The following is a 22,719-nucleotide window of genomic DNA, read 5'->3' on the forward strand; positions in this document are numbered from 1 at the left end:
GAGAATCCAGGCCCGTCACTTCGTCCTGCCACCCAGGCGAGAACGGCACTATCCCCGCGTCGTGAAACCTAAACCGACCAAATACCCCAAAAAGAAAAATGCCAGTCAGCTTAACTGACTGGCATTAGGCAGATGCCGGGCGTTTCCATTTCCGCTTGGCTGGCAGGGCAGGAAGCGTTGCTTCCTGTCTGTTAGCGGGCGCGGTAGGTGATGCGACCCTTGCTCAGGTCGTAAGGCGTCAGCTCTACGCGCACCTTGTCACCAGTCAGAATGCGGATGTAATTCTTGCGCATCTTTCCGGAGATGTGCGCGGTAACGACGTGCCCGTTTTCCAACTCCACACGAAACATGGTGTTGGGCAGGGTGTCGACGACAGTGCCTTCCATTTCGAAGCTGTCTTCTTTCGACATGCAGTAAAGCCCTCGGTATCCAATGAATGGCCCGGCGCAACTGGCCCCAGGCAAAAGCGGCGTGCATTGTGCCCGAAAACTGGGGTTGACGCCAAGGGGCTGTTCCTGTTTCAGCGCAAGTCATGTTGCCGCGCGAAACTTTACGCAACCCGCAAGCCTGGCTCAGGCGTGGTCAGCCAAACTTCGTGATGCGGATCTTTCCTCGAGGCAAGGCGGGTTCCAGCGCGGTCAGACTGAGGCGGGAGCCTTCAGGTGAGAACGACCCAATGCTGATTGACGAACAGCTCTATCGGCCGGTATTGCGTCTTGTAATTCATTTTTCGGCAATTCTTGATCCAGTACCCCAGGTAGACGGCTTGAAGATTCATGCGACGGGCCTCGCCTATCTGCCAGAGGATGGCGAAGCGGCCGAGGCTGCGGCGCTCTTCGTCAGGATCGTAGAAGGTGTAGACCGCTGACAGCCCATTGGGCAGCACATCGGTCACGGCAATGGCCAGCAGCCGCCCCTCATCCCGAAACTCGTAAAAGCACGAGAACGGCAGGTCGCGTACCAGGAAAGTGGAGAACTGTTCGTGACTGGGCGGGTACATGTCCCCGTCGGCGTGGCGCTGCTCGATGTAGCGTACGTAGAGGTCGTAATACTCCTCGCTGAACACTGGCCTGACCGCGCGCACTTGAACCGATTCATTACGCTTGATGATTCGTCGCTGCTGCCGATTGGCAATGAACCGGGCAGCAGGAATCCGCGCCGGCACGCAGGCAGTGCAGCGCTGGCAATGTGGGCGGTAGAGATGATCGCCACTACGCCGGAAACCAAGCTCGGAAAGCTCGGCATATACGTGCGCATCCATTGGCTGGCTAGGGTCGAGAAACAGGGTTGTGGCCTGTTCTCCGGACAGGTAGCTGCACGGATGCGGCTGGGTGGCATAGAACTTCAGGCGAGCCAGCTCGGTCATGATCGACTCCCGGGATTAGCCTCGAATCAGTGTATGCCAGCTAGCAGGAGCCGGCCAGAATGAGCAGGTCATCGATCGCTCGGCGGCGTTCGAGTGATCCACTTGGAAGAGCCGGGTCGATCCAGAAAGCGCCGCAGGTAATCGGAGAACTCCGCTCGAGTGATGGCTCGCGCACCGAGGCTGTGCAGGTGCTGGGTTGGCATCTGGCAGTCGATCAGTTCGAATCCCCAGCTCTTGAGGTGCTCGACCAGCGCCACGAAACCAACCTTGGAGGCATTGTCGGCCCGGCTGAACATCGACTCGCCAAAGAACAACTTGCCCATGGCCAGCCCGTAAAGGCCGCCAACCAACTGCTCGCTTTGCCAGACTTCCACACTATGGGCCACGCCGCGCCCGTGCAACTCGATATAGGCCTGCTGCATGGGGGGGGTGATCCAGGTGCCGTCGGCGTAGTCACGCGGTGCGGCACAGGCCTGGATGACGTCAGAGAAGGCCTGGTCGAAGGTCACTCGGTAATGACCCTGACGGATCACTTTACGCAGGCTGCGTGACACATGCAGTTCGTCGGGAAACAGCACGGTGCGCGGATCCGGCGACCACCACAGCAGAGGCTGTCCCTCCTGATACCAGGGAAAGCAGCCATGCCGGTAGGCGGCGATCAGACGCTCGGCACGCAGATCGCCGCCGGCAGCCAGTAGCCCGTTGGGCTCGCGCAGGGCTTTATCGAGAGGCGGGAAGGTCAGTGAGTCGCGTTGCAACCAGGTGAGCATTGGCGAAACCGCGGCAGGGGAGGGCGGGTTTTACCCCGCCGGGGTTGATCAGTTGTCGTCGAGAAATTTTTCGACGTCGAGGGCGGCCATGCAGCCGGCACCGGCCGAGGTGATGGCCTGGCGGTAGACGTGGTCGGCCACGTCGCCAGCGGCGAACACGCCTTCGATGCTGGTGGCGGTGGCGTTGCCTTCGTTGCCGCCCTGGATCAGCAGGTAGCCATCGCGCATTTCCAGCTGGCCCTGGAACAGGTCGGTATTGGGTTTGTGGCCGATGGCGATGAACACGCCGGCCAGCGGCAGATCGCTGGTGCTGCCATCCCGGGTGTTGCGCAGGCGGGCACCGGTTACCCCAGTGGCGTCGCCGAGAACTTCTTCCAGGGTGTGGTTCCAATGCAGGCGCACGTTGCCGTTGGCAGCCTTGTCGAACAGCTTGTCCTGCAGGATCTTCTCCGAACGCAGCTTGTCGCGGCGGTGTACCAGGTGCACTTCCTTGGCAATGTTGGAGAGGTAGAGGGCCTCTTCGACGGCAGTGTTGCCGCCGCCGATGACCGCGACCACCTGGTTACGGTAGAAGAAACCGTCGCAGGTTGCGCAGGCGGAAACCCCCTTGCCGGCGAACGCTTCTTCGGAAGGCAGGCCCAGGTACTGGGCCGATGCGCCAGTCGCGATGATCAGCGCATCACAGGTGTAGGTTCCGCTATCACCCTTGAGGGTAAACGGGCGGCTCTGCAACTCGGCAGTGTGGATGTGGTCGTAGATGATCTCGGTTTCGAAACGCTCGGCGTGTTTCTGCATGCGTTCCATCAGGCCCGGGCCTGTCAGCCCTTCGACATCACCCGGCCAGTTGTCGACTTCGGTTGTGGTGGTGAGCTGACCGCCAGGCTGAATACCGGTGATGATGACAGGCTTCAGATTGGCGCGAGCGGCATACACGGCGGCACTGTAGCCGGCTGGCCCGGAGCCCAGGATAATCAGGCGGGAATGCTTGACTTCGCTCATAAAAACACCTCATAAGCCTTTGTCACAAAAGAGAATGCGTGCTCAAATTGAGCCGCACGGACGAATAGTGGCCGCTATGCTACACCGAAGCGTCAAGCAAGCGGGAGCGGACGGGTTCGATCAGCTCCCCATCACTGGCGCAGCATGCCGTACAATGACGGCGTTTCGTCCTCCACCGATCATTCGGCGCGCTACTGGCGCAGGAACAGATGCGTTTGAAGAACTCTAGCTCTACAGCACCGGCGCCAGCCTGGCGTCAGCAACTACCGTATCGCCTCAAGGAGGGTGCGCTGATCGCCCTTGGCGCGTTGTGCCTCTACGTGTGGATGGCGCTGCTCACCTACGATCCGGCTGATCCGGGCTGGACCCATACCAGCAACGTCGAGCAGGTGCACAATGCGGCCGGTCGCGCCGGTGCCTGGTTCGCCGATGTATTGTTCATGGCTCTGGGCTACTTCGCTTATCTGTTCCCATTACTGCTCGGCATAAAGGCGCTGCAGGTATTCCGTGCCCGTCACGAACCCTGGCACTGGAGCGGCTGGCTGTTTTCCTGGCGCCTGATCGGCCTGGTGTTCCTGGTGCTGTCGGGGGCCGCGCTGGCCTACATTCACTTTCAGAGCAGTGCCGGCATGCCGGCATCGGCAGGTGGCGCGCTGGGCGAAAGCCTCGGACAACTGACCGTCGCCGCGCTGAACGTGCAGGGCAGTACGCTGCTGTTCATCGCGCTCTTCCTGTTCGGACTGACCGTATTTACCGACCTGTCCTGGTTCAAGGTCATGGATATCACCGGCAAGATCACCCTGGATCTGCTGGAGCTGGTGCAGAGTCTGGTCAATCGCTGGTGGAGCTCGCGCCAGGAGCGCAAGCAACTGGTCGCCCAGCTGCGCGAAGTGGACGAGCGCGTTCACGACGTGGCGGCCCCGGTAGTACGTGACCGCCGCGAGCAGGCCAAGGTCAAGGAGCGCCTGATCGAGCGTGAAGAGTCGCTCAACAAGCACATGAGCGAACGCGAAAGCCGTCCTGCTCCGGTCATTACCGCTCCGATCGCGCCCAAGGCACCTGAGCCGAGCAAGCGCGTGCAGAAGGAAAAGCAGGCGCCGCTGTTCGTCGACAGCGCCGTGGAGGGCACCCTGCCACCGATCTCGCTGCTCGACCCGGCAGAAGCCAAGAAGATCGAGTATTCGCCCGAGTCCCTGGCGGGTGTCGGTCATCTGCTGGAGATCAAGCTCAAGGAGTTCGGTGTCGAGGTGTCGGTCGACTCGATCCACCCCGGCCCGGTGATCACCCGCTACGAAATTCAACCCGCCGCTGGCGTCAAGGTCAGCCGCATCGCCAACCTGGCCAAGGATCTGGCGCGCTCGCTGGCGGTGACCAGCGTCCGTGTGGTGGAAGTGATTCCAGGCAAGACCACCGTCGGTATCGAGATTCCCAACGAGAACCGCCAGATCGTGCGCTTCTCCGAGGTGCTGTCGACTCCCGAATACGATGACGCCAAATCGCCGGTCACCCTGGCCCTGGGCCATGACATCGGCGGCAAGCCGGTGATCACCGACCTGGCGAAAATGCCCCACCTGCTGGTCGCCGGTACCACCGGTTCCGGTAAGTCGGTGGGCGTGAACGCGATGATTCTGTCGATCCTGTTCAAGTCGGGGCCGGAAGACGCCAAGATGATCATGATCGACCCGAAAATGCTCGAGTTGTCGATCTACGAAGGCATTCCCCATCTGCTCTGCCCGGTCGTCACCGACATGAAGGAAGCGGCCAACGCGCTGCGCTGGAGCGTCGCCGAGATGGAGCGTCGCTACAAGCTGATGTCGAAGATGGGCGTGCGTAACCTGGCGGGCTTCAACCGCAAGGTGAAAGACGCCATCGAGGCCGGCGAGCCGCTGTCCGATCCGCTGTATCGCCGCGAAAGCATGGAAGACGAAGCGCCGCTGCTGAAAACGCTGCCGACCATCGTCGTAGTCGTCGACGAATTCGCCGACATGATGATGATCGTCGGCAAGAAGGTCGAAGAACTGATCGCCCGTATCGCCCAGAAGGCACGGGCGGCGGGGATTCACCTGATTCTCGCTACCCAGCGGCCGTCGGTGGACGTGATCACCGGTCTGATCAAGGCCAACATCCCCACCCGCATGGCCTTCCAGGTATCGAGCAAGATCGACTCGCGCACCATCATCGACCAGGGTGGTGCCGAACAGTTGCTCGGCCACGGTGACATGCTCTACATGCCGCCTGGCACCAGCCTGCCGATTCGCGTGCACGGCGCCTTCGTCTCCGACGATGAAGTGCACCGTGTGGTCGAAGCCTGGAAGCTGCGTGGCGCACCGGATTACAACGAAGACATCCTGGCCGGCGCCGAAGAGGGTGGCGGTGGCTTCGACGGCGGTGGCGGCAGTTCCGAAGGTGGCGACGACAGTGAATCGGATCCGCTATACGACGAAGCGGTCAATTTCGTACTGGAAAGCCGCCGTGCGTCCATCTCCTCGGTACAGCGCAAACTGAAGATCGGCTACAACCGCGCCGCTCGCATGATCGAAGCCATGGAAATGGCCGGTGTGGTAACGCCAATGAACACCAACGGTTCGCGGGAAGTGATTGCCCCCGGGTCTAACCGCGATTAATACCCTGACAGAGGATTCACATGCGCCTGATTCGCCTGATGTTGCTCGCCGTGCTGAGTACCGCGAGCCTGTTCGCCCATGCCGATGATGAAGCCGCAGTACAGCGTCTGACCCAACTGCTCAACCAGGCGCAGACCATCACCGCGCGCTTCTCCCAGCTGTCCCTCGATGGCAGCGGTACCCAACTGCAGGAAACCTCCGGTGAATTGGCGCTGAAACGCCCGGGCCTGTTCCGCTGGCACACCGATGCGCCCATGGAGCAGTTGCTGGTATCCGACGGCAAGCAGGTATGGCTGTACGACCCGGATCTCGAGCAGGTGACCATCCAGGCGCTCGACCAGCGCCTGACCCACACCCCGGCCTTGTTGCTCTCCGGTGATGTCTCGCAGATTCGCGAGAACTTCGAGATCACTTTCAAGGAAGGTGGCAGCGTGGTGGATTTCATCCTCAAGCCGAAGTCCAAGGACACCCTGTTCGACAGCCTGCGCCTGTCGTTCCGTAACGGTGTGCTGAACGACATGCAACTGATCGACAGCATCGGCCAGCGCACCAATATTCTGTTCATGAACGTGAAGATGAACGACCCCCTGGATGACAAGCAGTTCAGCTTCGAAATCCCTGAGGGTGCGGACGTCATCCAAGAGTAGGTAGTCGTGGATCTGTTTCGCAGCGCGCCCGTCGCCCAGCCGCTGGCCGCCCGTTTACGGGCGACCACGCTGGACGAATACGTTGGCCAGGAGCACCTGCTGGCCCGCGGCAAGCCGCTGCGCGAAGCGCTGGAGCAGGGCGCTCTGCATTCGATGATCTTCTGGGGGCCGCCCGGTGTGGGCAAGACCACCCTGGCACGGCTGCTGGCCCAGGTCACCGATGCGCATTTCGAGACCATTTCCGCAGTGCTGTCCGGGGTCAAGGAAATCCGCCAGGCCGTGGAGGTCGCCCAGCAGCATGCGGCCCAGTACGGTCGCCGCACCATTCTGTTCGTCGACGAAGTGCATCGTTTCAACAAGTCGCAGCAGGATGCCTTCCTGCCTTACGTGGAAGACGGCACGCTGATCTTCATCGGCGCCACCACGGAAAACCCCTCGTTCGAACTCAACAACGCCTTGCTGTCCCGCGCCCGCGTCTACGTGCTCAAGAGCCTGGATGATGCAGCGCTGCGCAAGCTGGTCGACCGCGCCCTGAGCGAAGCCAAGGGGCTGGGCGAGCGCCAACTGACGCTACCGGACGAAAGCTTCGAGATTCTCAAGAGCGCCGCGGATGGCGATGGCCGACGCTTCCTCAATTTTCTCGAGAACGCCGCCGACCTGGCCGATGACGGGAGCGAGATCAGCACCGAACTGCTGCTCGATCTGCTGGGCGACACCCGCCGGCGTTTCGACAAGGGCGGCGAAGCCTTCTACGACCAGATTTCCGCGCTGCACAAATCGGTACGTGGCTCCAGCCCTGACGGTGCGCTGTACTGGTTCGCGCGTATGCTCGATGGCGGTTGCGACCCCCTGTATATCGCCCGGCGCGTGGTACGCATGGCCAGCGAGGATATCGGCAATGCCGACCCGCGCGCACTGACACTGTGCCTGAATGCCTGGGACGTGCAGGAGCGCCTCGGCAGCCCGGAAGGTGAGCTGGCCGTGGCCCAGGCCATCGTCTACCTGGCCTGCGCGCCGAAGAGCAATGCCGTGTACAGCGCCTTCAAGGCGGCCATGCGAGACGTGGCGGAAAACGGCTCCCGCGAAGTACCGCTACACCTGCGCAACGCACCGACCAAGCTGATGAAGCAACTCGGCTATGGCGATGAATACCGCTACGCCCATGATGAACCCGATGCCTACGCCGCTGGCGAAGACTACTTTCCCGAAGACCTCGAACCGCGTCACTATTACCAGCCGGTACCACGCGGCCTGGAATTGAAGATTCGCGACAAGCTCGCCCATCTGGCCGATCAGGACGCCAACAGCCCGCGGCAACGGAGAAAGCCATGATAGTGACGATTCTCGCCGTGGCCGTGGGTGGCGCGCTGGGTACTTTGGCACGCTTTGCCACGGGCAACTGGGTCAATGCCAACTGGCCGCAGCATTTCTATGGGGCAACCTTGCTGGTGAATCTCGTCGGCTGCCTGCTGATCGGGGTACTCTACGGCCTGTTCATGCTGCGCCCCGAGGTGCCACTGCCGATCCGGGCAGGGTTGATCGTCGGCGTGCTCGGCGGCTTCACCACTTTTTCTTCGTTTTCCCTGGACACCCTGCGCCTGCTGGAAAGCAGCCAGGCACCACTGGCCCTGGGCTATGTGGCAGCGAGTGTTCTGGGTGGCCTGCTCGCCACTTGGGCAGGCCTTTCGCTAACCAAACTCTGATCGACGAGAACCTGAAATGCTCGATTCCAAACTGGTGCGCAGCCAACTGCACGATATTGCCCAGCGTCTGGCCACCCGTGGCTATGAACTGGACGTGACCCGCGTCGAAGCCCTCGAGGCTCAGCGCAAGTCCGTTCAGACCCGTACCGAGCAATTGCAGGCCGAGCGCAACAGTCGATCCAAGTCCATCGGCCAGGCCAAGCAGCGCGGTGAAGACATCGCACCGCTGCTGGCTGACGTCGACCGCATGGGCAGCGAGCTGGAAGAGGGCAAGCGCGAGCTGGACGCCATCCAGGTCGAGCTGGACAACCTGCTGCTGAGCATTCCCAACCTGCCGGACGAGTCGGTGCCGGTCGGCGCGGATGAAGACGACAACCTCGAAGTGCGTCGCTGGGGTACACCCAAGACCTTCGACTTCCCGGTGCAGGATCACGTCAGCCTCGGCGAACAGCACGGCTGGCTGGATTTCGAGACCGCTGCCAAGCTGTCCGGTGCGCGTTTCGCCCTGTTGCGCGGCCCGATCGCCCGTCTGCACCGTGCTCTGGCGCAGTTCATGATCAACCTGCACACCGCCGAGCATGGTTACGAAGAAGCCTACACGCCGTATCTGGTACAGGCGCCAGCGCTGCAGGGCACTGGTCAACTGCCTAAGTTCGAGGAAGACCTGTTCAAGATCAGCCGCGAAGGCGAAGCCGACTTCTATCTCATTCCAACGGCCGAAGTGTCGCTGACCAATATCGTTGCTGGCGAGATCATCGATGCCAAGCAGCTGCCGCTGAAGTTCGTCGCCCACACGCCGTGCTTCCGCAGCGAGGCGGGGGCGTCGGGCCGTGATACCCGCGGCATGATCCGCCAGCATCAGTTCGACAAGGTCGAGATGGTGCACGTGGTCGAACCGGGCAAATCCTTCGAGGCGCTGGAAGAGCTGACCGGCCATGCCGAGAAGGTACTGCAGTTGCTCGAGCTGCCGTATCGCGTATTGGCGCTGTGCACCGGCGATATGGGTTTCAGCGCGACCAAGACCTACGACCTGGAAGTCTGGGTGCCGAGCCAGGACAAGTACCGCGAGATTTCCTCCTGCTCCAACTGCGGCGATTTCCAGGCGCGGCGCATGCAGGCGCGCTATCGCAACCCGGAAACCGGCAAGCCGGAACTGCTGCATACCCTCAACGGCTCCGGCCTGGCGGTCGGTCGTACCCTGGTGGCCGTACTGGAGAACTACCAGCAGGCCGACGGCACGATCCGTGTGCCGGACGTGCTGAAGCCGTACATGGGTGGCATCGAGGTCATCTGAAGCGGGTCTGCGAGAAGGCTCGGGCGCGCTGCTGAGACCCGGCCGTTGCAATGGTGGACGGATAGAGCGTCGGCTACGCGCCCCGATCCACCCTACAAATCAGGCTCCGAGCTTTGTCTCGGGGCCGCTATTTTTTACTGTCGCTGCCGTGAGCGACTGAAGCGGGCCTCGTTATGGACTTCCTTCCTCTGTTCCACAAATTGCAGAACCGCCGCGTGCTGGTGGTGGGCGGTGGCGAAATCGCCTTACGCAAGGCGCGGCTGCTCGCCGATGCGGGCGGTACGCTGCGCGTGGTATCGCCCGATGTGGTCAGCGAATTGCGCGAGCTGGTCGAGCACGGGGCTGGGGAGCTGGTGTTGCGTGGCTACGAGACAGGCGACCTGCAGGGCGTATCCCTGGTGATCGCCGCCACCGACGACATGCCGCTCAATGCGCAGATATCCCAGCAGGCACAGGCGCTCGGCATTCCGGTCAATGTGGTGGATGCGCCGGCGCTGTGCAGCGTGATCTTCCCGGCGATCGTCGATCGTTCTCCGCTGATCGTCGCCGTCAGCAGCGGCGGGGATGCGCCAGTGCTGGCTCGCCTGATCCGCGCCAAGATCGAAACCTGGATTCCCGCCACATACGGTCAGCTAGCCGGCTTGGCGAAGATCTTCCGTGCCCAGGTCAAGAGCCTGTTCCCCGATGTACAGCAGCGCCGGGTGTTCTGGGAGGACGTGTTCCAGGGGGCAATCGCCGAAAGCGTATTCGCTGGCAAGCTCGGCGAAGCTCGCCGTCTGCTGGAAGAAAAGCTCAGTGGCGCCGCGCCTCGGGCGCTGGGCGAGGTCTATCTGGTCGGTGCCGGCCCAGGCGACCCCGATCTGCTGACCTTTCGCGCCCTGCGCCTGATGCAGCAGGCCGACGTGGTGCTCTACGATCGCCTGGTAGCCCCGGCGATCATCGAACTGTGCCGCCGCGATGCCGAACGCATCTACGTGGGCAAGCGCCGCGCCGACCATGCCGTCCCCCAGGAGCAGATCAACCAGCGCCTGATCGATCTGGCCAAGGCCGGCAAGCGCGTATTGAGACTGAAGGGTGGCGATCCGTTCATCTTCGGCCGTGGTGGCGAAGAGATCGAGCATTTGGCAGCCCATGGCATTCCCTTCCAGGTAGTGCCCGGCATCACCGCGGCCAGCGGCTGCTCGGCCTATGCAGGCATTCCGCTGACCCATCGCGATCATGCGCAGTCGGTACGCTTCGTCACGGGCCACCTCAAGGACGGCAGCTGCGACCTGCCCTGGCCAGAGCTGATCGCGCCAAGCCAGACCCTGGTGTTCTACATGGGGTTGGTTGGGTTACCGACCATCTGTCAGCAACTGATCGCCCACGGCCGTGCCGCCAGCACGCCGGCAGCGCTGGTGCAGCAGGGCACCACGGAGAATCAGCGGGTATTTACCGGCACCCTGGCCAACCTGCCGGATCTGGTGGCTCGCCATGAGGTGCATGCACCGACGCTGGTAATCGTCGGCGAAGTGGTGCAGTTACGGGAAAAACTGGCCTGGTTCGAAGGCGCTCAGGAGCGCTCCGAGTAGCGTCTACTGGTTTCGTAGTGGTGGATGAAGAGCGTCAGCGACGCCCCCTATCCACCCAGCGGCTCAGTTGTAGCGTTTGCGGTTGACGATCTGCGCTGCCTTGATCGCATCACTGCCAATCTCGGCTTCGAACTGCTGCCACACCGGGCGCATGGCTTCGCGCCAGGCTTCGCGTTGCTCCGGGGTGAGCGTGATGACCTGGCTCTTCCCCGAGGCTTCGATACGACGACGGTCAGCCAGATTGGCCTCTTCAGCCTGGCGGTTCACCGCAAAGGTGACCTCGTCGATGATGGCCTCGAGCTCGGTGCGGATCTGGTGGGGAATGCCGTACCAGAAGCGCGCGTTGCTGATCAGCATGTAGTCGAGCACGCCGTGGTTGGTTTCGGTGATGAACGGTTGAACCTCATGTAAACTCTGGCTGTAGAGGTTCGACCAAGGGTTCTCGGCACCCTGTACCTGGCCACTCTGCAGGCCCTTGTAGACCTCGGCGAACGGCATTTTCACCGACTTCGCGCCCAACTGGGAGAACTGGGCTTCGAGCACCGTGGAGTTCTGGATACGGAAGCTCAACCCTGTGGCATCTCCCGGTAGACGCAGGGCCTTGGTCGCCGACATCTGCTTCATGCCGTTGTGCCAATAGGCCAGGCCGACGATGTTCTGATCCTCCATGGAGCGCAGCAGCTGGCGGCCTTTGGCGCGTTTCTGGAAACGGTTGACCGCTTCCAGGTCATCGAACATGAAGGGTAGATCGAACACCTGGAGCTGCTTGGTGTACTGGTCGAACTTGGCCAGCGAAGGGGCCAGCATCTGCACATCGTTGTTGCGCAGCGCTTCCAGTTCGTTGGCGTCGCCATACAGCGATGAGTTGGGATAGACCTCGACTCTGACCTTGCCTTCCAGGCGCTGATCGACCAGCTTCTGGAACATCAGCGCGCCCTGGCCCTTGGGGGTGTCATCGGTCACCACATGAGCGAACTTGATCACCAATGTGCTTTCTTGGGCGAGGGTAGTATACGAAGTGAGCGTCAGGGCGCAGGCGGCCGCAACGGCGATCTTTTTGAACATGCGGGTGACCTTATTCTTATCGACTATTTTTAGGTCGGACGCTGGTTGGCAGAAGCGTCCGTGCGAGAACCGGTTACGGTTGTTCGCGGAGTCTACTGCAAACATGACGTCCTATTTGTGACGTCCGTCCGGGGAGCAGCAGGAAAGCTGGCAGATTGCCCTCAAACCTTTACTTTGCCGATAGCCGCATTCTTGGCCGCGATCCACTGCGACATGTACTGGGTACTCTTGTGCTGGTGGTGACGCAGCATGGCGCCCACGAAGTTGGTCTGACGGTGCTGCTCGCGCGTAATGAACAGCGCGTTCAGGCGGGCCACCAACTCTTCACCGAGCCGTTGACGATCGAAGCGGCTGTCGAGCAGGGCATGGCCATGCTGCTGCGCCTCTAGCCAGCGCGCTTGATCCTGATAGAGCTGCACTGCGGCATCGGCGAAAGCATCTGCGTCATCAGCGATGCCGCCGGGCCATGGCAACTCGCCGTGCATACCCTCACTGCCGATCGGCGTGGTCACACTCGGCGTGCCACAGGCCATGGCGTCGGCCAGTTTGCCCTTGATTCCGGCACCGAAGCGCAGCGGCGCGAGGCAGACCCTGGCCTGGGCCATTACCCGGTGAGCATCATCGACCCAGCCGAGCACATGGAAGCCCTGTTTGGGATTGTGCAGCGCCGTGGCCTTGGGTGGCGGATAGGCGCCGTAGACGTGCAGTTGGGCCTGAGGCAGGCGCGTTCGGATCAGCGGCCACAGGGCGTGCTTGAGCCACAGCACGGCATCCCAGTTCGGCGCATGGCGAAAGTTGCCGATGCTGAGGAAATGCTGCCGTTCGGAGAAGGGCAGATCCTCGACCGCAGGCGGAATCAGCATCAGTGCACAGTCGTGCAGCAGCGCTGCGGGTACGCCGAATTGCTCCCGCAGTAGCTCCATTTCGAATTCGGAGATCATCAATGTCAGGTCGCAGCGGTAGATCGATGCGACCTCGCGTTGCGCCATGTCGCTATTCGCCATGGCCTCGTATAGCTGAATCGCCGTGGCGTGCAGCGGGCCGACCCGTTGCCGCTCGGCCTCCCCGGAGCAAGCCTGCTGGTTGGCCTTGAGCAAAGCGTGGCGGGCATCGCGCAGGCAGTGCAGATCGCTGGTATCGAGTACCCGCAGGGCAGCAGGCCAGGCGCGCTCGACACGCCAGGCGAACTGTTCCTCGGTGAAGAAACGGTCGAACAGCACCAGATCCGGCTGCAACTGCGCGACGAAGCCATCGAAACTGTCGCAGTTCAGGGCGACGGCGACTTCCTCGATCTGCAGCTCGCCCAAGTCAGCGCGGTGCGAGGACAATGCCGCAGCGCTGGCGAAGGTGACCTGCCAGCCCTGGCCGCGAAAAACGCCCAGCAGTTCGAGCATGCGGCTGCCCGCAGCGGACGAGCGCGGCTCCGGCCAGACGTAGCCGATGACCAATACCTTGCGCATGACGGACTCAGCGCTTGCCGCGAATGCTGCGCCACAGGGCGAGCAGCACCAGGGCGAACAGCGCGGCGATGCTCGCCAGTGTCCAGACGGTGAAGGGCAGGCCGAGAATCTTGTAGTCGTTCTGCCCGCAGATGCCGCCGCTCATGAACACCTCCGGCCAGTACTCGTGCAGAGGCAGGCTCTGGTAGTAGAAGGGGAAGGGCGAGCAACTGAAGCTTTCCATGACGCCCAGTTCGATCAGGGTGACGTGGGCGTTGTCGATCAGCGCCATACCACTGGCGGCGAGCAGCAGCGGCCAGAGTAGCACCGCCAGCCAGGTTTGCCGGGCGGCCGAGGCGGCGCTGAGCAGCAGGGCCAGAACGATGGTCAGGGCCAGCCACAGGCGAATCTGCACGCACAGTGTGCAGGGTTCCCAGGCAAAGATGTGTTGCGCGACCAGCGCGCCAGCGAGCATGGCGGCGCTGGCCAGTGCGATCACGAGCAGCAGCGGGGCGGGCGTGGCAGAGCGGGACATGGAGTTCTCCAGAAATACGGTGCTGTAGCGACAAGCTGCCGTTTGTACCGGAAGCTGGCGTGCACGGCAATCGAGGAATCCGATGAAACGCGGCGGATTGAACGATGCATCTTGCGAGTAGGAGCCATAGGGGCACCTGGCCTTGCTGGCAATTAGCGTTGGTGGATGCACTGCGGCATTCACATCGCGCCGGCAAGCCGGCTCTTACGCAATCTGATCCTCTGTAGGAGCCGGCTTGCCGCCGATCTTGTGAGCGGAATGTCGAGTTTCATGGCTCATTGCAACTACAAGTCCTGAAGCGCGTAACCCTTTTGCCAGAATATAAAAAAGCCCCACGGGCGAACCGTGGGGCGTCAAGGGCCAGCTATGCCGGCCGGGGAGGGAAAAACGATTCAGGACGCTGGCTGCCAACCTCCGCCCAGCGCCTTGTAGATGGCGACGATGCCCTGGTACAGCTCGACCTCGGCCTGCGCCTGGCTGTCCTCGGCGGCCAGGCGCTCGCGCTCGGCGTCGAGCAGTACCAGGAAATCGGCCGTGCCTTCGCGATACTGCAATCCGGCCTGGGCCGCTGCCGCGCGGCTGGCTTCCGACTGGCGCACCAGAGAGATCAGACGTTCCTGGCGTTTGCCGTAATCACTAAAGGCGTTTTCGGACTCTTCCAGTGCCAGCAGAACCTGCTGCTCGTAGCCTGCCAGGGCACCATCGGCATCCGCTTCGGCGCCGCGCAAACGTGCTCGAACGCTGCCCAGGTCGAACGCCGCCCAACTGATGGTCGGTGCAACGCCCCAGGCCCTGGCCGCCGATGAGCCCAGCTGCGAGCCGCGGCCAGCGGTGAAACCGAGGAAACCGGACAGGCTGACCCGTGGAAACAGATCCGCCGTGGCCACGCCAACCTGTGCGGTGGCTGCAGCCAGCTCGCGCTCGGCAGCACGAATGTCCGGACGACGACGCAGCAACTCACCCGGGTCACCGATAGGCAATGCCTTGGCGATGGCGGGCAAGGGGCTTGACGACAGATCCACGCTGAGCTGATCCGGGCGCTGGCCGAGCAGGGTGGCGATGCGATTGCGGGCACGCACCTGCTCGGCCTGCAGACGCGGCACGGTGGCTTCGGTGGCAGCCAGACGAGCGTCTGAACGCAGCACGTCCAGTTCGCTGCCCATGCCGACTTCACGACGCTGCTCGATGATGTCCCGCGACGAGCGCTGGTTGTCCAGGTCGTCACGGGCGATACGCTCACGCAACTGCGCGCCGCGTAGTGTGCCGTAGGCATCCACCAGTTCGGCGATCAGGCTGACCTGCAGTTGCTGATAGTCGGCCTGGGCGACATCGATCTGCGCTTCGCTGGCTTCCAGCTGCCGCTGAATGCGTCCGAACAGATCGAGCTCCCAGGCCATGTCCAGCCCCAGGTCATAACGCTCGGCGTTGACCCGTTGCTCGGTTCTGCCTGGTTGCTGCCCCTTGCCGATCTCGCTGCTGGCCCGGCTGGTCACGGTGGGCAGGCGGTCGTTGGCGACATCGTCACGGATCGCTCGGGCGGCGCGCAGGCGGGCATAGGCCACCCGCAATTCGCGGTTGTCCTGTAGCGACTGCTGTACCAGTTGGCTCAGCGTCGGATCCTCGAATTGCTGCCACCACTGGGTTTCGAAGCGGCTGGTGTCGTAGCCGGCCCCGGCGCTTTGTGCCGAGATCACAGCGGCGCTATCCGGCGCCCGGTAGTCAGGGCCGACCGCGCAGGCGCTCAACGCGAGTGTCAGGGCACTGAGCAGCAGGCTACGGGGTATTATGTTGTTCAGGGGTTTCATGCCTGCGCCTCCTGCAGACGCGCCACTTTGCGCGCCTCGCGTTTTTCCACGAAAGCCCGGATCAGTACATAGAACACCGGTGTCAGCAGCAGACCGAAGAAGGTCACCCCGAGCATGCCGCTGAACACCGCGACGCCCATGGCATGGCGCATTTCCGCGCCAGCACCGCTCGACAACACCAGCGGCACCACGCCCATGATGAAGGCGAAGCTGGTCATCAGGATCGGCCGCAGACGCAGACGGCAGGCTTCCAGCACCGCGGCGACGCGATCCATGCCTTCTTCCTGTTTGTCCTTGGCGAACTCCACCAGCAGGATGGCGTTCTTGCAGGCCAGGCCAACCAGTACGATCAGGCCGATCTGGGTGAAGATGTTGTTGTCGCTACCGACCAGGATCACCCCGGCGATGGCCGACAGCAGCGTCATCGGTACGATCAGAATCACCGCCAGCGGCAGACTCCAGCTTTCGTACTGGGCAGCCAGCACCAGGAAGGCCAGCAGTACGCAGAGCGGGAACACGAACAGCGCGGTGTTACCGGCGAGGATCTGCTGATAGGTCAGCTCGGTCCACTCGAAGCTCATGCCGTTGGGCAGTTCTTCCTTCAGCAGTTTGGCCATGGCCGCTTCGGCCTGGCCGGTGCTGTAGCCGGGCGCCGCCGCACCGTTGATCTCGGCCGTGATGAAGCCGTTGTAATGCATCACCCGATCAGGGCCTGCGCTGTCACTGACCTTGACGAAAGTCGACAACGGGATCATCTCGCCACGGTTGTTGCGCACCTTCAGTTGGCCGATCTGTTCGGCTTCCAGGCGGAACTGCTGATCAGCCTGCACGTTGACCTGATAGGTACGGCCAAAGCGGTTGAAGTCGTTGGCGTACAGCGAGCCGAGGTAGACCTGCATGGTGTCGAAGATTTCATCGATGGCCACGCCGTGGGTCTTGGCCTTCTCACGGTCGATATTGGCTTCTACCTGTGGCACGTTGACCTGATAACTGGTGAACAGCCCAGCCAGTTCCGGCACCTGCTGGCTCTTGGCGATGATGTTCTGCGTCTGCTTGTATAGCTCCTCGTAACCCAGGTCGGCGCGATCCTGGATCTGCACACGGAAGCCGCCGATGGTGCCCAGCCCCATCACTGGCGGTGGCGGGAAGATGGCGATGTAGGCCTCCTGGATATCAGCGAACTGGGCATTCAGATCCGCCGCGATGGCGTTGGCGCTGAGTGCCGGATCGCTGCGCTGGTCGAAGGGCTTGAGCGGCGTGAAGACGATGCCGCTGTTGGGGCTGTTGGTGAAACCGTTGATCGACAGACCCGGGAAGGACACGGTGTTCTCCACGCCCGGATGCTTGGCGGCGATATCCGACATGCGCTTGATCACCGCTTCGGTGCGATCCAGGCTGGCCGCATCGGGCAACTGGGCGAAGGCCACCAGGTACTGTTTGTCCTGAGGCGGCACGAAACCGCTCGGCGTGCTGGAGAAGCCCAGATAGGTCAGCCCCATCAGACCGGCGTACACCACCAGGGCGATGCCGCTGCCGCGCAGTATGCGGCGCACGGTGCCCACGTAGCGGTTGCTGGCCCGATCGAAGACCCGGTTGAAGGGGTTGAACAGCCAGCGGCCGAACAGACGTTCCAGCAAGCGCGAGAAGCGATCCTTGGGCTCGTGGTGACCTTTGAGCAGCACGGCAGCCAGGGCCGGCGACAGGGTCAGGGAGTTGAAGGCCGAGATCACCGTGGAGATGGCGATGGTCAGCGCGAACTGCTGGTAGAACTGCCCGGTAAGCCCGGAAATGAAGGCGGTGGGGATGAACACCGCACACAATACCAGCGCCGTGGCGACGATGGGCCCGGTCACTTCCTTCATCGCCTGCTTGGTGGCCTCTACCGGCGTCTTGCCCAGGCCGATATTGCGCTCGACGTTCTCCACCACCACGATGGCGTCGTCCACCACGATGCCGATGGCCAGTACCAGGCCGAACAGCGACAGGGCGTTGAGCGAGAAACCGAACATGTGCATCACCGCGAAGGTGCCGATCAACGACACCGGTACCGCGGCCAGCGGAATGATCGAGGCGCGCCAGGTCTGCAGGAACAGGATTACCACCAGCACCACCAGTACGATGGCTTCGAGCAGGGTATGCACCACCGCCTCGATGGAGCCGCGCACGAAGATGGTCGGGTCATAGACGATCTCGTAGTCCACGCCCTGGGGGAAGCTCTGCTTCAGCTCGGCCATGCGCTCGCGCACCGCGTCGGAAATGGCGATGGCATTGGAGCCCGGGCGCTGGAAGATCGGCATGGCCACGGCCGGTTTGTTATTCAGCAACGAACGCAGGGCGTACTGATTGGAGCCCAGCTCGATGCGGGCGATGTCCTTGAGGCGGGTGATCTCGCCATTCTCGCCGGCACGGATGACGATGTTCTCGAACTCGTCCTCACTGACCAGGCGGCCCTGGGTGTTGATCGACAGCTGGAAACTGTTGTCGCTGGCAGCGGGCGGCGCGCCCAGGGAACCGGCGGCAACCTGGCGGTTCTGCTCGCGGATGGCATTGACCACATCGGTCGCGGTCAGCCCGCGCGAAGCGACCTTGTCCGGATCCAGCCACACCCGCATGGAATAGTCACCCAGGCCGAACAGTTGCACGTCGCCGACACCATCGAGGCGTGACAGCTCGTCCTTGATGTTCAACGCCGCGTAGTTCGACAGGTACAGCATGTCGTAGGCGTCGTTCGGTGACGTCAGGTGCACCACCATGGTCATGTCCGAGGACGCCTTGTCCACCGTCACACCGAGACGCTGCACTTCGGTGGGCAGGGTCGGCATGGTACGGGTCACGCGATTCTGCACCTGCACCTGGGCGGTATCCAGGTTGGTACCCAGAGCGAAGGTGATGGTCAGGGTCATGCGCCCGTCGTTGGTCGCCTGGGAGGACATGTAGAGCATGCCCTCGACGCCGACGATGGCCTGTTCCAGTGGCGAGGCCACGGTTTCGCCGATGACCTTGGGGTTGGCGCCGGGGAAGTCGGCCCTGACCACCACGGTGGGCGGCACCACTTCCGGGTATTCGCTGATCGGTAGCTGGAACAGCGAAATGGCACCGCCGATCAGGATGATCAGCGATAGCACCGCGGCGAAGATCGGCCGCTGAATGAAGAACTGGGAGAAGTTCATCGGGGTGTTCCTTTGTTTAACACGCACAGTCCAGCCTGCCCACGCCATGAATTGCGCGAGCAGGTTCTCGGGATCGGTATAAGGGGAGGGCCAGGCCCGGTATTACTTGAGGCTGACCTTCAACGGTTCCTCGTCACGCACCGGCCTCGTCAGTGCGACGGCACGGCGTTGCTGCTCCAGGGCTGCGAGGGTTTTCTCGTCAGCCATCGGTACCGCTTGCGGATCCACCGTACTGCCTGGCATCGCCCGCTGCAGGCCGTTGACCACGATACGCTCGCCCTTGCTCAGGCCGCTGCGAACGATGCGCAAACCTTCCAGCTTCGGCCCCAGTTCAACGGAGCGATACACCACGCTGTTATCCGCACCGAGTACCAGCACGAACTTCTTGCCGAGATCGGTACCGACAGCGACATCCTGGATCAGGGTTGCGTCGTAGGTATCGCTGCCGACCAGTTTCAGGCGGGCATACAGGCCCGGAGTGAAGCGTCCGTCGGCGTTGTCGAACACGGCGCGACCACGGATGGTGCCGGTACGCGGGTTGACCTGGTTATCGAGAAAGTCCAGTTGACCCAGGTGCGGGTTGCCGTCTTCGTTGGACAGCCCCAGGTACACCGGGCTCTTGCCGCGGCTGTCCTGGCCGGACTGGCGAGCCAGTTCGGTGTACTTGAGGAAGGCACGTTCGTCGGCGTCGAAGTAGGCGTAGACCTTGTCGGTGGACACAACCGAGGTCAGCAGCGACTGGCTGGCGGTTACCAGGTTGCCGGCAGTGACTTCGGCGCGGCTGACGCGACCGTCGATGGGCGCCGTCACACGGGTGAAACTGAGGTTGAGTCGGGCGTTGTCCAGTTCCGCCTGAATCCCGGCGACCGCCGCCTGAGCTTCCTGGGCCGAGCTGCTGCGGGCATCTGCCAACTCGGCAGAGATCGCATTGCCCTGGCGCAGACGCTCGCCGCGCCGAGCTTCGCTGCTTGCCCGAACCTGATTGGAGCGGGCTTGCTGCAGTTGAGCTTCGAGGCGTTTGACCTCAGCCTGGAAGGGGCGTGGGTCGATCTGGAACAGCAGATCGCCTTTCTTCACCAGGGTGCCTTCAGCGAAGCTCACCTTGTCGATGAAGCCGGAGACCCGCGGGCGGATCTGTACGGATTCAGGGGCCTCGAGGCGGCCAGTGAATTCGTCCCATTCGTTGAGTGGCTGTTCGATGACTTCGGCCACGCTGACTTTCGCTGCGGGCATCTGCTGAGCCACGTCCTCACTCTTGCCGCAGGCGGCGAGCACCAGTGTCGCGGCCAGTGCCAGGGGGAAATGCCAGAGCTTGGTGTTGGGGTGTTCCATGATTGCGATCCGCCAAGATGTAGTGATAGAGGCGGAGTCTGGTCGCAGCAACATCCAGGAACGAATCGAACGCCCCGAAGATAGATATCACTGTGAATGATGATATTACGATTTGGAATATAAATAGCAAGCTATCTATTTATTTTGCATAGCGCAATTACCGATGCACGCTCGACTATTCGAGGCTGTCGGGATCGCCGAAGAACATCTGGATGCGCGAGCGCAGCCAGCGTTCGGCCGGATCGTTGTCCTGGGCGCCGCGCCAGGCCATGGACATCTCGAAGCTATTGCTTTCGAACGGCAGATCCTCGGCCCGCAGACCACCTGCCGCAGTGAGAGTCGCTGCAGTGTAGTCGGGCACCACGGCAATCAGATCCGTGCCAGCCAGCAAGGTGCCCAAACCATTGAACTGCGGGACGGCGAGCACCACCTTGCGCGTACGGTTGAAACGCACCAGTTGCTCGTCGATAAAGCCATTGAGATCTCCCGCGAACGACACCATGGCATGGGGGCGAGCGCAGTATTCATCAAGACTCAGGGTGCCCGGCACGGCATCGGCCCGCAGCAGCTTCGGCTTGCTGCGGCGCAGGGTCTTGCGCTTGGCATTGGCCGGTAGCTCCTCGGTGTAACTGACGCCAACGGAAATCTCGCCGGAGGCCAGCAGGTTGGGCATCAGCAAATAGTTGGCCCGGCGCACCACCAGCACCACGTTGGGCGCTTCGGAACGCAGGCGGCGCAGCAGGGCGGGGAGCAGGGCGAACTCGACGTCATCGGACAGACCAACGCGGAAAACCGCCGTGCTGGTGGCTGGGTCGAACTCCGACGCGCGGCTGACCGCCGTCGAGATCGAATCGAGCGCCGGCGAAAGCAGAGCGAAGATTTCCTGGGCGCGGGCGGTTGGCTCCATGCTGCGACCGGTGCGCACGAACAGGGGATCGTCGAACAGGCTGCGCAGTCGTGAGAGAGCCGCGCTGATCGCCGGTTGGCCGAGAAACAGTTTTTCTGCCGCGCGGGTTACGCTGCGTTCGTGCATGAGCGTTTCGAACACGATCAGCAGGTTGAGATCGAGACGGCGCAGGTCGTTGCGGTTCATCCGGGTACCAAATGTGCGGGCTTGCCAGAGCGGGACGCTAGTGAGAGCCTTGTGCGCCAATAGTACGAGCACTTGAGCAGATTGGGAAAGACACCGGTATCATCGATATATCCACACGTTCTAGCTGCCTATATCACTACCAGGCATGACGACTATCAATCGGGGCGGGTGGTATGCATGAAGGTCTGCAGATAAAGTCGATGACAGTGAATATCCAATCCGCGATCAGTTGAGGTGATGATGTCCCGCATGATCCGTTTCCACAAGTTCGGCGACGCCAGCGTATTGCAGTGCGAAGAATTGCCGACACCGACCCCCGCCGCGGGGGAGGTACTGGTACGCGTCCAGGCCCTTGGGGTTAGCTGGGGCGATGTGCTGTGGCGTCAGAATCTGGCGTCGGAAGAAGCCAAGTTACCCTCAGGTGTCGGCGCAGAACTGGCCGGCATCGTCGAAGCCGTGGGCGAGGGCGTTACCGACCTCGAGATCGGCACGCCGGTTGCTGCATTCCCGGCCAGCACTCCCAATCGCTATCCGACCTGGGGCGACCGTGTGGTCGTGCCGCGCTTTGCCCTGACCCGTTACCCTGACGTGCTCAGCCCGGTGGAAGCCAGTGTGCACTACACGGCGCTGCTGTTTGCCTACTTCGCCATGGTCGACTTGGCCAAACTCAAGCCGGGCCAGCACGTGTTGATCACCGAGGCCTGCCACTGCCTGGCGCCTCAGTCGGTGCAGTTGGCCAAGGCGCTGGGCGCCAACGTGATCGCCTCGACGAGCGTTCCGGACAGCCGTGATTTCCTGCGCGAACTGGGCGCCGACAAGATCATCTTCACCGAAGAGCAGGATCTGGTGCTGGAGGTCGAACGCTATACCGAAGGCAAGGGCGCCGAGGTGATTCTCGACCACTGCGCTGGCCAACAGCTCAAGCTGCTCGGTGATGTCGCGGCAACCCGCGGCAAGCTGATTCTGTATGGCATCAACGGCGGCAACGATACCGCGTTTCCGGCCTGCGCCGCATTCAAGAAACACCTGCAGTTCTTCCGTCACTGCGTGCTGGATTTTACCGGGCATTCGGAACTGGGGATCGAACAGGACTGCGCAGCCGTGCAACGGGCGCTTAATCATATCAACCAGCTCACCGCTGACCGTTTACTCAGGCCGCGCATCGACAAGGTCTTCAGCTTCGATGAATTCGTCGAAGCGCACCGTTATATGGAGGAAGCCTGCCCGGATCGCGGACGTGTCGCACTGACACTGGAGTGATCCAGCATGCAGCGAAAGAAGCCCGGCATCTGACCGGGCTTTTTCT

18 protein-coding genes are annotated in these 22,719 nt (G+C 62.3%); 7 read left to right on the forward strand and 11 right to left on the reverse strand.

Annotated features, from left to right (window positions below):
* Positions 1-191: 191 nt before the first annotated feature.
* The 4 genes from infA to trxB all read right to left on the reverse strand — a co-directional run bounded on the left by infA (position 192) and on the right by trxB (position 3,135).
* A complete protein-coding gene (gene infA, locus DNK06_RS13560; RefSeq protein ID WP_002553999.1) occupies positions 192-410 on the reverse strand; it encodes a translation initiation factor IF-1 in 219 nt (72 codons plus the stop codon).
* A 248-nt stretch (positions 411-658) separates the two neighbouring features.
* A complete protein-coding gene (locus DNK06_RS13565) occupies positions 659-1,366 on the reverse strand; it encodes an arginyltransferase (protein WP_131180529.1) in 708 nt (235 codons plus the stop codon).
* Positions 1,367-1,434: 68 nt separating this feature from the next.
* Entirely contained in the window at positions 1,435-2,136 is a 702-nt protein-coding gene (gene aat, locus DNK06_RS13570; RefSeq protein WP_131180530.1) for a leucyl/phenylalanyl-tRNA--protein transferase, read from the reverse strand.
* A 48-nt stretch (positions 2,137-2,184) separates the two neighbouring features.
* Positions 2,185-3,135 carry a thioredoxin-disulfide reductase gene (gene trxB, locus DNK06_RS13575; protein ID WP_131180531.1) on the reverse strand — a complete coding sequence of 317 codons (951 nt, stop codon included), beginning with the start codon at positions 3,133-3,135 and terminating at the stop codon, positions 2,185-2,187.
* A 209-nt stretch (positions 3,136-3,344) separates the two neighbouring features.
* Between trxB and ftsK the strand changes: the two genes are divergently transcribed.
* The 6 genes from ftsK (at position 3,345) to cysG (ending at position 10,974) form a co-directional block, all read left to right on the forward strand.
* The gene (ftsK, locus tag DNK06_RS13580) at positions 3,345-5,759 is read left to right on the forward strand and encodes a DNA translocase FtsK (protein ID WP_165493634.1); all 2,415 of its coding nucleotides are present in this window, start codon (positions 3,345-3,347) and stop codon (positions 5,757-5,759) included.
* A gap of 20 nt (positions 5,760-5,779) precedes the next feature.
* Positions 5,780-6,406: an outer membrane lipoprotein periplasmic chaperone LolA gene (lolA, locus tag DNK06_RS13585; protein WP_131180533.1), complete on the forward strand. Its 627-nt coding sequence runs from the start codon at positions 5,780-5,782 to the stop codon at positions 6,404-6,406.
* Between the two features lie 6 nt (positions 6,407-6,412).
* Complete coding sequence (locus DNK06_RS13590; RefSeq protein WP_131180534.1) at positions 6,413-7,738, forward strand: replication-associated recombination protein A; 1,326 nt, start codon at positions 6,413-6,415, stop codon at positions 7,736-7,738.
* Positions 7,735-8,109, forward strand: a complete 375-nt coding sequence (gene crcB / locus DNK06_RS13595) for a fluoride efflux transporter CrcB (protein WP_131180535.1) — start codon at positions 7,735-7,737, stop codon at positions 8,107-8,109. The genes DNK06_RS13590 and crcB overlap by 4 nt, the downstream gene beginning before the upstream one ends.
* 16 nt (positions 8,110-8,125) lie before the next feature.
* Entirely contained in the window at positions 8,126-9,403 is a 1,278-nt protein-coding gene (gene serS, locus DNK06_RS13600) for a serine--tRNA ligase (protein WP_131180536.1), read from the forward strand.
* 173 nt (positions 9,404-9,576) lie between these two features.
* Positions 9,577-10,974 (forward strand): siroheme synthase CysG, encoded by a 1,398-nt coding sequence (gene cysG / locus DNK06_RS13605; RefSeq protein ID WP_131180537.1) that lies wholly within the window; start codon positions 9,577-9,579, stop codon positions 10,972-10,974.
* 63 nt (positions 10,975-11,037) lie between these two features.
* Here cysG and DNK06_RS13610 read toward each other — a convergent pair whose 3' ends face one another.
* From DNK06_RS13610 to DNK06_RS13640, 7 genes are all read right to left on the reverse strand, one after another.
* Complete coding sequence (locus DNK06_RS13610; protein WP_131180538.1) at positions 11,038-12,039, reverse strand: TRAP transporter substrate-binding protein; 1,002 nt, start codon at positions 12,037-12,039, stop codon at positions 11,038-11,040.
* A gap of 161 nt (positions 12,040-12,200) precedes the next feature.
* Entirely contained in the window at positions 12,201-13,499 is a 1,299-nt protein-coding gene (locus DNK06_RS13615) for a glycosyltransferase (RefSeq protein ID WP_131180539.1), read from the reverse strand.
* 7 nt (positions 13,500-13,506) lie between these two features.
* On the reverse strand, positions 13,507-14,013 hold the full coding sequence (locus DNK06_RS13620; RefSeq protein WP_131180540.1) for a disulfide bond formation protein B: 507 nt from the start codon (positions 14,011-14,013) through the stop codon (positions 13,507-13,509).
* Positions 14,014-14,405: 392 nt separating this feature from the next.
* Positions 14,406-15,818, reverse strand: coding sequence for an efflux transporter outer membrane subunit (locus DNK06_RS13625; protein ID WP_131180541.1), 1,413 nt, complete (start codon positions 15,816-15,818; stop codon positions 14,406-14,408).
* A complete protein-coding gene (locus tag DNK06_RS13630; RefSeq protein WP_131180542.1) occupies positions 15,815-18,988 on the reverse strand; it encodes an efflux RND transporter permease subunit in 3,174 nt (1,057 codons plus the stop codon). Before DNK06_RS13630 ends, DNK06_RS13625 begins: the two co-directional genes overlap by 4 nt.
* A 102-nt stretch (positions 18,989-19,090) precedes the next feature.
* Positions 19,091-20,320, reverse strand: coding sequence for a multidrug efflux RND transporter periplasmic adaptor subunit MexE (gene mexE, locus DNK06_RS13635; protein WP_131180543.1), 1,230 nt, complete (start codon positions 20,318-20,320; stop codon positions 19,091-19,093).
* 175 nt (positions 20,321-20,495) lie between these two features.
* Positions 20,496-21,413: a LysR family transcriptional regulator gene (locus DNK06_RS13640; protein WP_131180544.1), complete on the reverse strand. Its 918-nt coding sequence runs from the start codon at positions 21,411-21,413 to the stop codon at positions 20,496-20,498.
* A 240-nt stretch (positions 21,414-21,653) separates the two neighbouring features.
* Here DNK06_RS13640 and DNK06_RS13645 point away from each other — a divergent pair, with 240 nt between their 5' ends.
* The gene (locus tag DNK06_RS13645) at positions 21,654-22,673 is read left to right on the forward strand and encodes a zinc-dependent alcohol dehydrogenase family protein (RefSeq protein ID WP_131180545.1); all 1,020 of its coding nucleotides are present in this window, start codon (positions 21,654-21,656) and stop codon (positions 22,671-22,673) included.
* The last annotated feature ends 46 nt before the right edge of the window (positions 22,674-22,719 follow it).

The organism is Phytopseudomonas daroniae (assembly GCF_004327285.1).
GTDB classification, from domain to species: Bacteria; Pseudomonadota; Gammaproteobacteria; order Pseudomonadales; family Pseudomonadaceae; genus Aquipseudomonas; species Aquipseudomonas daroniae.

Bases quoted from the DNA above. Each gene is read 5' to 3' on its own strand.
- infA (WP_002553999.1), bottom strand. From the start codon at position 410: ATGTCGAAAGAAGACAGCTTCGAAATGGAAGGCACTGTCGTCGACACC.
- DNK06_RS13565 (WP_131180529.1), bottom strand. From the start codon at position 1,366: ATGACCGAGCTGGCTCGCCTGAAGTTCTATGCCACCCAGCCGCATCCG.
- aat (WP_131180530.1), bottom strand. From the start codon at position 2,136: ATGCTCACCTGGTTGCAACGCGACTCACTGACCTTCCCGCCTCTCGAT.
- trxB (WP_131180531.1), bottom strand. From the start codon at position 3,135: ATGAGCGAAGTCAAGCATTCCCGCCTGATTATCCTGGGCTCCGGGCCA.
- ftsK (WP_165493634.1), top strand. From the start codon at position 3,345: ATGCGTTTGAAGAACTCTAGCTCTACAGCACCGGCGCCAGCCTGGCGT.
- lolA (WP_131180533.1), top strand. From the start codon at position 5,780: ATGCGCCTGATTCGCCTGATGTTGCTCGCCGTGCTGAGTACCGCGAGC.
- crcB (WP_131180535.1), top strand. From the start codon at position 7,735: ATGATAGTGACGATTCTCGCCGTGGCCGTGGGTGGCGCGCTGGGTACT.
- serS (WP_131180536.1), top strand. From the start codon at position 8,126: ATGCTCGATTCCAAACTGGTGCGCAGCCAACTGCACGATATTGCCCAG.
- cysG (WP_131180537.1), top strand. From the start codon at position 9,577: ATGGACTTCCTTCCTCTGTTCCACAAATTGCAGAACCGCCGCGTGCTG.
- DNK06_RS13610 (WP_131180538.1), bottom strand. From the start codon at position 12,039: ATGTTCAAAAAGATCGCCGTTGCGGCCGCCTGCGCCCTGACGCTCACT.
- DNK06_RS13615 (WP_131180539.1), bottom strand. From the start codon at position 13,499: ATGCGCAAGGTATTGGTCATCGGCTACGTCTGGCCGGAGCCGCGCTCG.
- DNK06_RS13620 (WP_131180540.1), bottom strand. From the start codon at position 14,013: ATGTCCCGCTCTGCCACGCCCGCCCCGCTGCTGCTCGTGATCGCACTG.
- DNK06_RS13625 (WP_131180541.1), bottom strand. From the start codon at position 15,818: ATGAAACCCCTGAACAACATAATACCCCGTAGCCTGCTGCTCAGTGCC.
- DNK06_RS13630 (WP_131180542.1), bottom strand. From the start codon at position 18,988: ATGAACTTCTCCCAGTTCTTCATTCAGCGGCCGATCTTCGCCGCGGTG.
- mexE (WP_131180543.1), bottom strand. From the start codon at position 20,320: ATGGAACACCCCAACACCAAGCTCTGGCATTTCCCCCTGGCACTGGCC.
- DNK06_RS13640 (WP_131180544.1), bottom strand. From the start codon at position 21,413: ATGAACCGCAACGACCTGCGCCGTCTCGATCTCAACCTGCTGATCGTG.
- DNK06_RS13645 (WP_131180545.1), top strand. From the start codon at position 21,654: ATGTCCCGCATGATCCGTTTCCACAAGTTCGGCGACGCCAGCGTATTG.